Annotated in this window: 19 protein-coding genes; 7 read left to right on the top strand and 12 right to left on the bottom strand. The window is 31.8% G+C overall.

Annotated features, from left to right (window positions below):
- Nucleotides 1-53: 53 nt before the first annotated feature.
- Together EV02_RS03695 and EV02_RS03700 are read left to right on the top strand one after the other, a co-directional pair.
- Nucleotides 54-875, top strand: coding sequence for a segregation/condensation protein A (locus tag EV02_RS03695; protein WP_032519737.1), 822 nt, complete (start codon nucleotides 54-56; stop codon nucleotides 873-875).
- Nucleotides 876-921: 46 nt separating this feature from the next.
- On the top strand, nucleotides 922-2,100 hold the full coding sequence (locus EV02_RS03700) for a nucleotidyltransferase family protein (protein WP_032519736.1): 1,179 nt from the start codon (nucleotides 922-924) through the stop codon (nucleotides 2,098-2,100).
- On the opposite strand, the gene EV02_RS03705 is transcribed toward EV02_RS03700, so the two are convergent.
- Nucleotides 2,084-2,974, bottom strand: a complete 891-nt coding sequence (locus tag EV02_RS03705) for a methylenetetrahydrofolate reductase (RefSeq protein ID WP_032519735.1) — start codon at nucleotides 2,972-2,974, stop codon at nucleotides 2,084-2,086. The two genes, EV02_RS03700 and EV02_RS03705, sit on opposite strands and share 17 nt — an antisense overlap.
- A gap of 77 nt (nucleotides 2,975-3,051) precedes the next feature.
- Here EV02_RS03705 and EV02_RS03710 point away from each other — a divergent pair, with 77 nt between their 5' ends.
- Nucleotides 3,052-3,330: a helix-turn-helix domain-containing protein gene (locus EV02_RS03710; RefSeq protein ID WP_011817646.1), complete on the top strand. Its 279-nt coding sequence runs from the start codon at nucleotides 3,052-3,054 to the stop codon at nucleotides 3,328-3,330.
- Between the two features lie 2 nt (nucleotides 3,331-3,332).
- Here EV02_RS03710 and EV02_RS09280 read toward each other — a convergent pair whose 3' ends face one another.
- The 9 genes from EV02_RS09280 to EV02_RS03750 all read right to left on the bottom strand — a co-directional run bounded on the left by EV02_RS09280 (nucleotide 3,333) and on the right by EV02_RS03750 (nucleotide 10,538).
- Entirely contained in the window at nucleotides 3,333-3,479 is a 147-nt protein-coding gene (locus tag EV02_RS09280; RefSeq protein ID WP_241433710.1) for a hypothetical protein, read from the bottom strand.
- Nucleotides 3,480-3,569: 90 nt separating this feature from the next.
- On the bottom strand, nucleotides 3,570-4,043 hold the full coding sequence (locus EV02_RS03715; protein WP_032519734.1) for a CYTH domain-containing protein: 474 nt from the start codon (nucleotides 4,041-4,043) through the stop codon (nucleotides 3,570-3,572).
- Entirely contained in the window at nucleotides 4,044-4,955 is a 912-nt protein-coding gene (locus EV02_RS03720) for an NAD(+) kinase (RefSeq protein WP_032519733.1), read from the bottom strand.
- 9 nt (nucleotides 4,956-4,964) lie between these two features.
- Nucleotides 4,965-5,285 (bottom strand): NADH-quinone oxidoreductase subunit NuoK, encoded by a 321-nt coding sequence (nuoK, locus tag EV02_RS03725; protein WP_002807273.1) that lies wholly within the window; start codon nucleotides 5,283-5,285, stop codon nucleotides 4,965-4,967.
- Between the two features lie 18 nt (nucleotides 5,286-5,303).
- Nucleotides 5,304-5,903, bottom strand: a complete 600-nt coding sequence (locus EV02_RS03730) for an NADH-quinone oxidoreductase subunit J (RefSeq protein WP_025931316.1) — start codon at nucleotides 5,901-5,903, stop codon at nucleotides 5,304-5,306.
- A gap of 13 nt (nucleotides 5,904-5,916) precedes the next feature.
- Nucleotides 5,917-6,543, bottom strand: coding sequence for an NAD(P)H-quinone oxidoreductase subunit I (ndhI, locus tag EV02_RS03735; RefSeq protein ID WP_032519732.1), 627 nt, complete (start codon nucleotides 6,541-6,543; stop codon nucleotides 5,917-5,919).
- A gap of 68 nt (nucleotides 6,544-6,611) precedes the next feature.
- Nucleotides 6,612-7,730 (bottom strand): NADH-quinone oxidoreductase subunit NuoH, encoded by a 1,119-nt coding sequence (nuoH, locus tag EV02_RS03740; protein ID WP_025957531.1) that lies wholly within the window; start codon nucleotides 7,728-7,730, stop codon nucleotides 6,612-6,614.
- Between the two features lie 75 nt (nucleotides 7,731-7,805).
- Nucleotides 7,806-8,951, bottom strand: coding sequence for a citrate synthase (locus EV02_RS03745; RefSeq protein ID WP_032519730.1), 1,146 nt, complete (start codon nucleotides 8,949-8,951; stop codon nucleotides 7,806-7,808).
- Nucleotides 8,952-9,077: 126 nt separating this feature from the next.
- On the bottom strand, nucleotides 9,078-10,538 hold the full coding sequence (locus EV02_RS03750) for a hypothetical protein (RefSeq protein ID WP_032519729.1): 1,461 nt from the start codon (nucleotides 10,536-10,538) through the stop codon (nucleotides 9,078-9,080).
- An 89-nt stretch (nucleotides 10,539-10,627) separates the two neighbouring features.
- Between EV02_RS03750 and EV02_RS03755 the strand changes: the two genes are divergently transcribed.
- Nucleotides 10,628-10,978 (top strand): rhodanese-like domain-containing protein, encoded by a 351-nt coding sequence (locus EV02_RS03755; protein WP_032519728.1) that lies wholly within the window; start codon nucleotides 10,628-10,630, stop codon nucleotides 10,976-10,978.
- On the opposite strand, the gene trpB is transcribed toward EV02_RS03755, so the two are convergent.
- Nucleotides 10,979-12,223 carry a tryptophan synthase subunit beta gene (trpB, locus tag EV02_RS03760; protein ID WP_032519727.1) on the bottom strand — a complete coding sequence of 415 codons (1,245 nt, stop codon included), beginning with the start codon at nucleotides 12,221-12,223 and terminating at the stop codon, nucleotides 10,979-10,981.
- Nucleotides 12,224-12,271: 48 nt separating this feature from the next.
- Between trpB and EV02_RS03765 the strand changes: the two genes are divergently transcribed.
- The gene (locus EV02_RS03765) at nucleotides 12,272-12,583 is read left to right on the top strand and encodes a translation initiation factor SUI1 (RefSeq protein WP_032519726.1); all 312 of its coding nucleotides are present in this window, start codon (nucleotides 12,272-12,274) and stop codon (nucleotides 12,581-12,583) included.
- Between the two features lie 42 nt (nucleotides 12,584-12,625).
- Entirely contained in the window at nucleotides 12,626-13,249 is a 624-nt protein-coding gene (gene cysC, locus EV02_RS03770; RefSeq protein ID WP_032519725.1) for an adenylyl-sulfate kinase, read from the top strand.
- 14 nt (nucleotides 13,250-13,263) lie between these two features.
- On the opposite strand, the gene purE is transcribed toward cysC, so the two are convergent.
- Nucleotides 13,264-13,800, bottom strand: a complete 537-nt coding sequence (gene purE, locus EV02_RS03775) for a 5-(carboxyamino)imidazole ribonucleotide mutase (protein WP_032519724.1) — start codon at nucleotides 13,798-13,800, stop codon at nucleotides 13,264-13,266.
- Between the two features lie 89 nt (nucleotides 13,801-13,889).
- On the opposite strand from purE, the gene bchM reads away from it, so the two are divergent.
- The gene (gene bchM / locus EV02_RS03780; protein WP_032519723.1) at nucleotides 13,890-14,588 is read left to right on the top strand and encodes a magnesium protoporphyrin IX methyltransferase; all 699 of its coding nucleotides are present in this window, start codon (nucleotides 13,890-13,892) and stop codon (nucleotides 14,586-14,588) included.
- Nucleotides 14,589-14,590: the final 2 nt, after the last annotated feature.

Raw genomic sequence — 14,590 nt, 5'->3', positions numbered from 1 at the left:
ATTTCAAAATATCTTATTTCAATCCTATTGATAAGCAGCAATTAGGCCCTAGATTGTTGATCAAGTTTCTTCAAGACGCTGCAGGTAAAGGTGAGCTTGATCCATGGGATATTGATGTAATAAGTGTAATTGATAGTTTTTTAGAGCAATACACACATACTTTTAATCAATCTTCAAATAGTCAAATCTCATATCAGAAGGATTTAGCTGAGACTAGTGAAGCATTTTTTGCGGCTTCCGTATTAGTTAATCTTAAGGCTCAGGTTTTGGAATCTGATGTTTTCAAAGACAATTCTTCCGATTTTGAAGATGAATTTGATTTGGATGATCAAGATTGGATTGATAAAGAATTTGATATTCCAAAATATCCTGAAAAATATCTAAGGAGAAGATCAATCGCGCAACCGATTCTTAAACGTACAACAACTTTGGGAGAACTTGTAAGTCAGTTAGAGTCAATAGCAGAACTTATAGAAACCCAAGATCTTCTGCTCATGAAGAGAAAAAGAAATAAAAAATATTCTGATAAGGCTTTAGTTTCTCATGTAAAGTCATTAGCGCATCGCGAGAAACTTCCAGAAACCACTAAAGCATTAGGGAAATTTATTGAAGGATGGGAAAAAGCACTACAATGGACAGATTTTGAATATTTAGTCACGAAATGGCAAACAGTAGTAAAAAATGATTTAGATAAAGACCGTTTGGGAGTTTTTTGGGCTTTGTTATTTTTATCATCAGAAAATAAAATTGAAATTAAACAAATTAATTACTTATATGGCCCAATTCAAATTAAGAGAATTATACCTGATGGTGGTTTAGCTCAATTGCCTATAGAAAATCTTGAGGTAAGTAATGCCTCTTCCTCGGTTGCTTAGAAGCTTCATAGTAATAACGTATAATTTAAAAAATGGTTTTGAATTTATGAAGGCAATGATACTTGCGGCAGGTAAAGGCACACGTGTTCAGCCTATTACGCATGTTATTCCAAAACCGATGATTCCGATTTTGCAAAAACCTGTTATGGAGTTTCTCTTGGAACTTTTAAGAGAACATAATTTTAAGGAAATAATGGTAAACGTTTCTCATCTGGCTGAAGAAATTGAAAATTATTTTAGGGATGGGCAAAGATTTGGAGTAGAAATTGCTTATAGTTTTGAGGGAAGAATTGAAGATGGAGAATTAATAGGTGATGCTTTGGGATCCGCAGGTGGATTAAAAAAAATTCAGGATTTTCAAAATTTCTTTGATGAAACTTTTGTTGTTTTATGTGGTGATGCATTAGTTGATTTAGATTTAACTCAAGCTGTTAAAAAACATAAGCAGAAAGGAGCTATTGCAAGCTTAATAACAAAGAAGGTAACTAAAGATCAAGTATCAAGTTATGGTGTCGTAGTTTCTGATGAAAATGGGAGAATAAAGGCTTTTCAGGAAAAGCCAAAAGTTGATCAAGCATTAAGTGACTCTATAAATACAGGAATTTATCTTTTCGAACCCGAAATTTTTAATTACATACCTTCAGCAGAGAAATTTGATATTGGAGCTGATCTTTTCCCTAAACTTGTTGAACTGGATTTACCATTTTTTGCATTACCAATGGATTTTGAATGGGTAGATATTGGAAAAGTTCCTGATTATTGGAGTGCTATTAGAAATGTATTACAAGGTAAGGTAAGACAAGTGCAAATACCAGGTAAGGAAATAAAACCTGGAGTTTTTACCGGCTTGAATGTAGCGGCTAACTGGGAAAAGGTTAATATTACTGGGCCTGTCTATATAGGAGGTATGACTAGGATCGAGGATGGAGCAACTATTATTGGCCCTTCCATGATTGGACCAAGTTGTTGCATTTGCGAGGGCGCAACTATAGATAACTCAATTATCTTTGATTATTCTAAAATTGGTAAAGGTGTAAGACTTATGGATAAGTTAGTGTTTGGTAAATATTGTGTTGGGAAAAATGGAGATCATTTTGATTTGCAAGATGCATCTTTAGATTGGTTAATAGCAGATTCAAGAAGATCTGATTTGACTGAGCCATCACCTCAGCAGAAAGCTATGGCGGAATTATTAGGTACTGATTTGATTAATATTCCAGACTAAGATTAGCTTTTTCAATAATCTCAGGAATTAAATGCTCTGCTTTTACGGCCATTAGATGAACACCATTTGCGATATTCATAAAATCATGAGCTTGTTCAGCTGCAATTTTAATGCCTTCTTGTAATGGCTCTTTAGCATCTTTAAGACGATTTAAGATATTTTCAGGGATGTATGCACCTGGAACGTATTTGTTTATAAAGAGAGCGTTTTTGTAAGACTTTAATAGGAATACACCTGCAATTACAGGAATTTCAAGAGGCTTGCTAATCTTTTCACAAAACTCGATCAAATTTTCTTTTTCCATAACCATTTGAGTTTGTATAAATCCAGCTCCAGCCTCTTTTTTCTTTTTCATTCTATTTTCTAGACTTCTTTTATTTCTGCAATTTGGATCAGCTGCAGAACCTGCAAAAATAAATGTTTTTTTATCTGAAAGTTCTCCTAGAGTAGGGTCAATTCCTTTATTGAAAGCCTGAATTTGTTGAAGCAATCTAACTGACTCAAACTCATGTACGGCCTTGGCATCTTGTTGATCCCCAGCTTTTATTGAATCACCGGTAATACATAAGATGTTTCTAATTCCTAAAGCATTTGCTCCCAGAATGTCTGATTGTAAAGCAATTTTATTACGATCTCTGCAAGAAATTTGCATTACTGGTTCTATCCCATTTTCCAGTAGTAGTTTGGACATTGCCAAGCTGCACATTCTCATTACAGCTCTACTTCCATCGGTAATGTTAACAGCATGTACCTTATCTTTCAAAAGTTGTGCTATCTTAAGAGATCTTACGGGGCTTCCACCTCTTGGCGGCATTAACTCTGCCGTTATTACCTTAGATCTTTTTTCTAAAGTCTGCTGAAGTTTTGATTTCAATTGCTTTTGTTTCCTAATTGGTTAACAAGTGTACTGAGATTGCTAAACTTAATTAATATAAAAAAGGAACTGTTTAAATGCAAATGGTTGAAGAAGAAGTAAACAACATTGATATGATGGGTCTCTCAGCAAGGGAGATGGAAATCATTGATCTCGTAGCTGATGGGCTTACAAATCAAGAAATTGCGGTAAAACTAACTATTAGTAAAAGAACTGTTGATAATCATGTAAGTAATATGTTTACAAAAACTGGTTCTAAAAACAGAGTAGCGCTTTTGAATTGGGCAATGGACAATGGCAAGATTTGTAGAGATGGATTTAATTGTTGTACACTCCCAGACTCTGATCAAGATTAGTACTACCCTTTACTTTTTTTATCATTAGCCAAGTCAATTAGACAATAATTTGTAGATTCTAATTCGAAGAGTTCAGCGTATGCGATACAAGCATCCTTGTCTGAATCAACAAATCTCAATATACCTTCTTTGTCGTAAAGACCATACATCTGAAGAAAATAAAAAAATACTTTGTTTAAATATAAAGAAAATATAAAGGATGAGTGGTTCCTTTGACTAGATACTTTGAAAGTTGTTAATTAGTCCTCTTTCCACTTTGAAAAAGGATTGTTAGCGAGACTGAAATTGGAGTAATGGGTCAACCCAGTAATTTCTTTTGAAATGAAAGATGGAAGAAATAAATCTTCCTCTTCATTAGAAAGTTCAATTTCTGCAATTTCAAGTGGATAATTAGGTTCTTTAAAACAATCTATAATCCAAGATTTTTTTTCAATTTCTAAAAAGAATCTATCTTTTTTAATTATATTTGAAAGATTTGACATTATTGTTTCAGCATCGCTTCGTGGAATGGAGTATTCAAATTCAAAGTTGGTAAAACCCTTGATATGTTTTTTAAGTGTAATTTTAGAGTTTTTGCCTATAAGCCTTACCCTAATAATCCAACCATCTAAACTTTTGGAAAAATATCCTTGTTCAATATAAACTTTTTTATTTATGAATTCTTTCCAATTTTCATTTTTTATAAGAAATCTTCTTTCTATCTCAAAGGCCATTTAATTTTTGAAATTATTTGGAGACAAATCGCCTTTCCAATCTAGTTTTTTTATTAAGGTATTATAGTAACTTGTGCTTTTTTTAAACTTTATTATTTTGCAGGGTGATTTCCCTTTATTGATCTCACAATAATAATTTTCCTTAATGGTCATACATTTTGAACCGTCAGTCCATAATTTAATTTCCCCTTTACTTTTTTTTACTGGCTTAATGATTACCGTACTTGTATTAGGTATGACGATTGGTCTACTAGCCAAACTCATTGGGCATATAGGGTTAATAATCATTCCATCTATACTTGGATGGACTATTGGACCTCCTGCAGCCATTGAGTAGGCTGTTGAACCCGTAGTTGTAGCTACAATCAATCCATCACCTTTATACTCATTTACCTTCTCATTATCTATTTCAATTTGTATTTGGTTGGTCGGAGAAATATCTTCTTCAACTGATTTAAAATAAAAATCATTTAAGGCGTTATAGCTTTTTATGATTTTTTTCTCAGAACTTCTCCCCTCAATATAAACATTGCAATTTAATCTATTACGAAAGTCAATTAAATATTCTTCGTTTTCAAGGATTTCAATAAAAGATTTGTCAAATATAAATTCTTTCTCTTGAGTAAGAAACCCCAAATTACCTCCAATATTAATACTCAATAAAGGAATATCATAATCAGCTAATGCATTTGCACATTTCAGGAAGGTTCCATCTCCACCAAGAACTATGCCAATATTTGGTTGGAATTCTGAATTAGAAAAATATTTTTTAATTTCATCTTTATGAAAATCACTTTCAATCCTGTTTGATTTAATATTTTTTGCTTTGAGAACTTCTTCACAGAATTTTGAAGCCTCTTGAGCTATAGAACTATCTGAACGATATACAATAAGCACTAATGAAAGTTTCATTTAATGCTTTTACCATTTTAATAAATTAAAACTTTCCATATCGACAGTCACTCTATTCCTATAAAGAGATAACAATATAGCTAATCCAACGGCTGCTTCTGCGGCAGCAACAGTAATCACAAAAATTGTAAAAACTTGTCCCTGAATTAAATTATTATCAATATAGGAAGAAAACGCCATCAAGTTTATATTTACCGCATTGAGCATTAATTCAATGCTCATAAGAACTCTGACTGCATTTCTGCTATTTAATAATCCCCAAATACCAATGCAAAATAGTGCTGAAGAAACTATTAAAAAAGCTTGAAGAGGAATTGATTCTAAATTCATAATAAGAAATACAAAAGGTTAATTTTTATTTGTAAGTAATGGTTCTGATGATTTTTCAATTAACTCTTGATCAACAGGTAGTCCAGTCGAAATATCTTTACTCATTACATCTCTTCTAGCTAAAACAATAGCCCCAATCATTGCCATTAAAAGTAAGACTGAAGCTACTTCAAATGGGAGTAAATAATCACTAAAAAGATGTTCTCCAATCCTAATAGTTGATTCTTCTCCAATAGAGTTTTGAGGACTTGATAAGCTCCATACATTGGTCAAATCAACTCTTATTAAGAGGCTTAGAAGGGTTAAACATATCGATGTTGATATAACTCTTCTCGATTTAATGTCATTAATAGGCTTTAAATCTTCTTTTTTATTGACTAGCATTATTGCAAAAATTATTAATACATTCACTGCACCCACATAAACTAAAACTTGAGCTGCAGCAACAAAACTTGCATTTAATAGAAGATATAATCCTGCAACACTCATGAAAACTCCACCAAGCAGAAATGCTGAATAAACAATACTTTCGAGCAACACAACACCAAGTGCTCCAATAATGACAACTAAAGATAAAACTGTAAAACAAATAAATTGTGTTGTTATGGCAATGGACATAAATTAATCTGAATTAATTGTTTGGATTAGAAACTTTATCTTTATTTTCATTGGATTCAGGCCTCATCCAATCATAAACTTCTTCCGGTAATTTACCAACTCTTGCATCTGAAGCTGGGATTTCATGAGGGTCCATGACACCTTTAGGAAGATAGGCAAGTTCTCTTAGAGGTTTAACTGAAGGATCTGTTGTAACATTTGTGGGTAGTCTGCCAAGTGCGACATTATCGAAATTTAAATTGTGTCTGTCAAAAGTAGCTAGTTCATATTCTTCGGTCATTGACAGACAATTAGTTGGGCAATATTCAACACAATTTCCGCAAAAAATACAAACTCCAAAATCTATTGAATAATTTCTAAGTTCCTTTTTTTTGGTTTCTTTATTCATTACCCAATCAACTACTGGGAGATTTATGGGACATACTCTCACACAAACTTCACAAGCAATACATTTATCAAATTCATAATGTATCCTTCCTCTATATCTTTCAGAGGGTATTAATTTTTCATATGGATATTGAACAGTAACTGGTCTTCTTCGAAGATGATCAAAAGTTACTGATATACCATTGTATAAATATTTGCCAGCATTAAATGCTTCTTTGATATAGCTATTTATTTGTTGAAGGAAATTGTTCATTTCGAAGAATTTACTTAGTTATTTTATTTTAGTGGAATAATTTTGAATTTAAGTATTTTTACTTAAATTTAACCACCAAAGAATTGCGGAAAAGCAAGTTTTAATACTGCTGTTATCAAAAGATTAGCAAGAGAAATTGGCAGAAGAAACTTCCATCCTAGATCTAAGAGTTGATCAATTCTTACTCTAGGAGTTGTCCAACGTAATAATATTGCAATAAAAACTAAAAGATATGCTTTCAGTACAGTCATTACAATTCCTATTGATGCAGTGAAAACCTGAATAAAGGGTGCGTTAATAGGTAAATTAAGGAACTTAGCTATTAATTCAACTGGTATAGGAAAACCCCAACCTCCCAAATAAAGTATTGATACTAATAAAGCGGAAAGAATTAAATTAATGTAACTACCCAGGTAGAACAATGCGAATTTCATCCCTGCATATTCAGTTTGATATCCCGCAACTAATTCTTCTTCAGCTTCGGGTAAGTCAAACGGAAGTCTCTCACATTCTGCAAGAGCACAAATCCAAAAGACTATAAAACCAACTGGTTGTCTCCATATATTCCAACTTAGGATTCCAGCACCACTTTGTTGGTTGACAATGTCAACAGTACTTAGAGAATTTGTCATTAGTACGATAGCGAGTACAGATAAAGCTAAAGGTATTTCATAACTTATTGATTGAGCCGCTGCTCTTAAACCTCCTAATAAAGAATACTTATTATTTGATGCGTATCCGCTCATAAGAAGGCCAATTGGCTGAATACTGCTTAAAGCGATCCATAGGAAAATTCCAATGCCAACGTTACTTATTAAAAGGTTTTGTCCAAAAGGAACAATTAGCCAGGACAGAATCACTGGGACAAGAACTAATATAGGTCCTGCAGTGAAGAGTATCCCATCGGCTTTGGCAGGAATAATATCTTCTTTGACAAGTAACTTAAGACCATCTGCAATTGGTTGGAGGACGCCGAGCGCTCCAGCATATTCTGGACCTATTCTTTGTTGAGCAGCAGCAGATATTTTTCTTTCAAGCCAAACTGTTACTAAAACGCCAACAACTGCCGCTACCAAAACCAAAAGCATAGGAAGAGGGAGCCATATTATATGAGCGATTTCGCTGGAAAGGCCAAAACCTTTTAAGAATTCATTAAAACTATATTCGAGATCTAATCCGTATTCCAAAATTTTTATGTTATTTACTTAATAGATTAACTCTTCACAAACAATATGTGTGTTTTTTATGAAAAGCTGCAAATATTATTCTCTGTTTTCTAGGCTAATCCAATCTCTTGGTGCTGAACCTGTATAGATTTGTGATGGTCTGAAAATTCTATTTGCTCCAAGTTGCTCTCTCCAATGAGCTAACCAACCAGCCACTCTAGATATGGCAAAAATTGGAGTAAATAAATCACGAGGAATACCAAGTTTTCTATAAACAAGGCCAGAATAAAAATCTACGTTAGGGAATATACCCTTAGGTCCAAGTCTTGGTATTGCCTCTGCCTCAAGTGATTTAGCAACTTCATACATTTCATCTGCTCCAAATCTAATAAAAAGTTCTTCTGCAAGTTTTTGAAGAATTATTGCTCTGGGATCTTTGACTTTATATTCTCTGTGGCCAAAGCCCATTATCTTACTTTTATTTTTTATTGCATTATCTAAAAAAGACCCAGCATTTTCTGGGGTTTTAATCTCTTCTAACATCGCAATCACATCCTCGTTTGCTCCTCCATGTAATGGGCCAGCTAAGGTTCCTACTGCAGAGGCGATGACAGCATATGGATCTGTAAGAGTACTTGCAGTCACTCTAGCGCTAAATGTACTGGCGTTTAAACTATGTTCGGCATGTAGAATTAAGCATCTATCAAAAACTTTTGCGGCTATAGGATCTTGTTCTTTTTCAGTCAACATGTAAAGAAAATTTGATGAGTAAGTTAGATCATCTCTAGGTTGAATTGGGTCTTGTCCTTTTCTAATAAGTTGGAACGCTGCAATCATTGTGGGAATTTTTGCTATTAGTCTTATGACTGCGTTGTAGATGTAATTAGGATCATCTATTGCTCTACGCGAATAGAAGAGCCCCAAAGAAGCTGCACTAGATTGAAGAGCATCCATAGGATGACCAGTTGCAGGGAAACATTTCATCATATCTCTGACTCTAAAACTTAACCTTCGATGCATCTGAACTTCTTGTTCGAAATCTCTTAGTTGAATAGCTGTGGGCAATTCACCCCAAATCAATAGGTAAGCGGTTTCTAAAAAACTGCTTTTTTTGGATAGTTCCTCAATGGAATATCCTCTGTACAATAATTTACCTTTGTTGCCGTCAATATCACATATAGATGAATTAGTAACTGGGACACCCTCTAATCCTGGTTTTAAAATTAGTTTGTTACTATCCAATTGCTTAATTCAATATCAAATACTTATAGATTAAAGATAGTCAAATAATTTTTAATTAACCACAAGATATTAACTTCGCAAAAAATTAAAATGATTATTTTTGAAGCTTGTTTGAATAAATTTAATTTAAAGAATGTTTAATATTGTTTCTCTGTAAATAATTGGATTTTTTTCAGGAATAGATTGACTTATGATTTCTAGCGATTCTTCATTTGATATTTTTAAAATATTTTTAATGAGAAAATTAAGGTCCTGCAAATTAGAAAAATATTCAATTTTATTAGAATTACCATCTTTGATATTAACTTTTGAATAAAGAAAAGCAGATTGATCTTTATTACTTTTTAGGTTAAAAAATTTTTTTGATATTTTCTCAAATTCTTTACCATCAATTAAATTATTACTTATGATTTGTAAACCTTCTGATTCTATCGAATAGATATTTTCAAAAGATAATTGTTTTATAACATCGTCTTTTTCTTCAAGAATATCTTTGGAATATATCGAATAAATATCTTCATTTTGTTTCAAAGTATATTTGTTGAAATCTTTTAGCTTTTTCAAAGCACTTAAATCAAATTGATCTTCATTATTTTTTTCAAACGTAATAAGCCAATCTTTATTTGAATTGAGAATTAAAATGTTTTGATTATTATTTTGATTAAACTCTTCAAAAAAACTTAGTTGAAAATCATTTAGTAAGGGATAAAGGTGTTTGTCAAAATTTTTCATATCACAAAAAATTAAATTTTCAGGATTATCTTCATTACTATTCTCTTTATTCATTAACTTTTCGTAAGTAAGAATATCAATGTTTTTTTTATTATTTAGTAAATATGATTTTAAAATTAGTTGCTTATTTTTAAAGTCAAAAATTGTAGCAATTTTATCCCCATTATTCTCAGGAAAAATTTCTTTATTAAAAAATTTACTTTTCAAAAATTTATTTGTGAATAATATATTTTTTTCATTGTTCAGTCCAACAAGTTCTCCCTCATATTGAAATTTTTTTTTCTTAAAATTTTCACTAGAGATAATACTATTTTTGATTAATTTTTTATCTGATGAAGCAATTATATAATGATCGTCGGTTCGGTATATATAGTTAAGAAAATTTATTTTGTTTTCTCTATTAATTGAAATTATCTCATCAATCTGATCTATTTTATTAGGCAAATTTAATAAATCATCTATTGTTTTTTCTGGCTTAATTTTAAAAACAATCAAAATATCATCTTCAAGCTTTTTATTATTTTCAAAAGTTGAGATTATAAGTTCATTATTATAGATATCTTCTAATTTATTGTTGCCTAGATCTATTCCTAAGTAATCTAATATAGAGTCTTTTATTAAAAAAAAGTTATCTTTATTTGTTAGATTATTATCCTTTTCATTATTATTAACGATATTAAAACTATCTAAATTTGAAATAAATAATAATTTATTGTTTTCAGGTGCATATTTTAAGATATTTAGTTGCTCAATATTTGTACTTTGTTCCTTATTTTTATTAGTAGAAACTTTTTTAAAACCCAAAAAAAGTAATAAAGATAATAATAGGATTATTGCTACTACTCTAAGTTTCATTATCAATGTTTATTTTTATTTTTAACAATAAACTTCCTACTGCAACTTAATTTATTAAATTGTAAATAACACATAATTTATCCTATAAATTGGGAAGTTATCCAAAATCTATAAATGCTTCTAGTCTAAATGATTGGTTTAATTCTGAGAAAGAAGATCCAGTCTTAATTGATGTAAGAGAGCAGTCAGAGCTTGAACTGGCTCGTTTCTCAAAAGAATTTTTACATATACCAATTAGTAAGGTTACATTTGAATATGTTGAAGAAATATTTTCTGGTTTATTAGATAGAGAAATTGTAGTTACCTGTCATGCAGGAATAAGAAGTTATAATTTTTCTCAATGGTGCTTGGATAATAATATTGTGAGCGAAATATGGAATTTGGAGGAGGGTATTGATGGATGGAGTAGATATATTGACCCATCAATACCAAGGTATTGATTAAATATCTAATGAAGATGCAACAGTATTAACATCTTTGTCGCCTCTCCCAGAGCAATTGATAACTATATGAGTATCTTTTTCAAGAGTAGGGCATAATTTATCTAACCAAGCAAAGGCATGGGAAGTTTCAAGTGCAGGAATAATTCCTTCTAGTTCACTAACAAGTTTTAAAGCGTCTAAAGCTTCTTGATCTGTGACGGATCCATATTCTGCTCTACCTATATCTTTTAAATGGCTATGTTCAGGTCCTACTCCAGGGTAATCTAAACCTGCACTTATTGAGTGAGCTTCTTGTACTTGACCATTATCATCTTGCAAGAGAAGACTCATTGATCCATGCAAAATTCCAACTGAACCTTTAGTGATAGTGGCAGCATGTTTGTCAGTATCAACTCCGCTTCCGGCGGCTTCAACTCCAATAAGCCGCACAGAAGTTTCCTTAACAAATGGATGGAAAAGCCCCATTGCATTTGATCCCCCACCTACACAAGCAAGCAAAATATCGGGCAAAGATCCAAATGATTCCAAACATTGTTTTTTAGTTTCTTCACCTATAACTGCATGAAAATCCCGCACAATCTTTGGGAAAGGGTGTGGGCCTGCAACAGATCCTAAAATATAGTGTGTTGTTTCGACATTAGAAACCCAATCTCTAATGGCTTCACTAGTGGCATCCTTAAGTGTTGCAGTTCCAGAATTTACAACTTTAACTTCAGCTCCTAGAAGTTTCATTCTGAAAACGTTAAGGGATTGCCTTTTTATATCTTCAGCACCCATGTAGATAATACATTTCAAGCCAAATCTCGCACAAACAGTAGCAGTAGCAACTCCATGTTGACCTGCTCCAGTTTCTGCAATTATTCTTTTTTTTCCCATTCTTATTGCCAATAAAGCTTGTCCAAGAGCATTATTGATTTTGTGAGCCCCAGTATGATTTAAATCTTCTCTTTTAAGCCATATTCTGGGAGTTGCTTGATTATTTTTGTAATGTTCAGTAAGTCTTTTGGCTTCATAAAGTGGTGTTTCTCTTCCTACATAAGTCTTAAGTAGATGATTTAATTCTTCTACAAAAAGTTTATCTTTCCATGCATTAGATGCAGCGTCTTCAAGCTCAAAAAGAGCGGGCATTAGTGTTTCAGGAACATATTGACCACCATATTTTCCAAATCTTCCCTCTTTGGAGGGTTGATTTAAATCGTCATTTTTATAGTTTTGATCTTTGCGAGAAAATGTACTTACCACTTTTTCTATAGAATAAGTATTAACTAACTATAGATTATATTGAAAATAATGGGAAAAAAGAATTGGATCGAATTTGATAATCAAGAAAAGAAATCTGAAGAAACAGCTAAGGTAGATACTTTTAATAAAAGATCAAAAATAAATATTTCAAAGCAAAAAAAAGGTAAAAAGGGCAAGACAATAACTTTAATTAGAGGTTTAGGCACTGAGGATGAAATCTTATTAAAAGAATTACTAAAAAAAATTAAAGTTTTTTGTGGGACTGGAGGAACATTAATTGACAGAAATATCCAGTTACAGGGTGATATGGTATCGAAATCAATTGAGTTTCTTCGTAAAGAGGGATTTCATAATTTATGAAGCAAGAGTTAGGATAGGTTTTTAATTTTGATGAAGTAAAAAATGAAAGAACAAAATCAAACAAAGTCAACCAATATAAAGTGGCACAACCTAACTATAGATAGAGAAAAGTTAGAGAAAATGAGAGGTCATAAAGGTATGGTTATCTGGTTTACAGGTTTATCCGGTTCTGGCAAAAGTACTTTGGCCAACGCTTTAAATGAAGTTTTACATTTAGATGGTTTTTCGACTTATGTCTTGGATGGAGATAATATTAGACACGGTTTATGTAAAGATCTTGGTTTTTCGGATGAAGATAGAGAAGAAAATATAAGAAGAATTGGCGAAGTTGCGAATTTATTTATGAATGCTGGGATAATAACTATTACAGCATTCGTTTCGCCATTTATTAGCGATAGAGATAAGGTGAGAAAAATTATTGGATCTAAGGATTTTATTGAAGTTTATTGTTCTGCTGATATCACAGTTTGCGAAAATAGGGATACTAAAGGTCTTTATAAGAAAGCTCGTTTGGGTGAAATTAAGGAGTTTACAGGGATTTCTAGTCCATATGAAGCTCCTCATAAACCCGAAATTGTTGTTGATACAGGTTCGTTAGATTTAAATGAATCCGTTGAAAAAGTTATTAAATACCTTAAAAAAGAAAACTTTCTTAACAAGGCCTAATAGAAAATATTACTCTATTCATTTTGCAGATATTTGTCTGGTCCAATAGTTGATAACTTATTATTTTTTGTTCTTACCTGTGTATGTAGATTTTCTCTGAATTCTTTTAAATTTTTCTTTATGGATTCATCAAATAAACTGATCATCTCTATTGCCAATAATCCAGCATTCTGTCCTCCATTAATTGCAACTGTTGCAACTGGAATTCCAGCGGGCATTTGAACGATTGATAAAAGAGAGTCAATTCCCTTCAGTGTCTTACTCTCTACTGGTACTCCAATTACAGGAATGCAAGTTATGGATGCCAGCATTCCAGGAAGATGAGCAGCACCCCCAGCACCGGCAATTATTACTTTTATGTTTTCTGATTCTGCATTTTTTGCATATTCCATCATTTCAATAGGTGTTCGATGAGCAGAAAGTATACAAACTTCAGTTTTTATTTCAAATTCTCTTAAAATATCAATTGCTGGTTTCAATGTATTTAGATCTGAATCACTACCCATTACGACAGCAATTTTATAAATATCTTTAGAATTCAATTCTGACAAAATAACAAATCAATTCTTTCCTATAATGGCGTGCAATTAATTTGGCGCCAGTTAGTTAATATGAAAAGAATAAATTTTCATAGAATATTATGAATTCAAATAAGATTATCGAAAAAAGTGAAGTAAGGGAGTATTTTAATGGTACTGGATTTGAAAGATGGAATAAAATTTATAGCAAATCTGATGAAATTAATACAGTTCAGAAAAATATTAGGAAAGGACATCAAAAAACTGTAGATGATGTAGTCTCATACATCAAAAATTATCCTGAACTAACAAAAAAAAGTTATTGTGATGCAGGCTGTGGAGTAGGAAGTCTTTCCATACCTTTATTAAGACTCGGTATAAAAGAACTACAGGTGAGCGATATCTCATCTGAAATGATTAAAGAAACAAAAAAACGCATTAATGAGTTAGGTTTGAATCAAGGCAAAATCAAATATGAAGTCTGTGATCTGGAAAAATTAAAAGGATTATTTGATGTTGTAGTTTGTTTGGATGTATTTATTCATTATCCTCAACCGGTCGCAGAAGAAATGGTTCAACATCTATGCGATTTAAGTAAAGAAAAACTAATCGTTAGCTTTGCGCCTTATACTCCAGTGCTTGCTGTTCTAAAAAATATTGGAAAATTATTTCCTGGGCCAAGTAAAACTACAAGGGCTTATACATTGAAAGAAAAGGGTATTATTAATGCTGCTAAAGAAAGAGGATTTAAAGTTGTTAAAAAGAAATTAAATCAAGCTCCTTTTTATTTTTCAAAACTAATTGAATTCGAAAAAAATTAAAT

Source organism: Prochlorococcus marinus str. SB, from assembly GCF_000760115.1.
GTDB lineage: Bacteria > Cyanobacteriota > Cyanobacteriia > PCC-6307 > Cyanobiaceae > Prochlorococcus_A > Prochlorococcus_A marinus_D.
The sequence above is the reverse complement of the archived record's forward strand: the minus strand, read 5'-3'. Positions and strand labels throughout refer to the sequence as shown.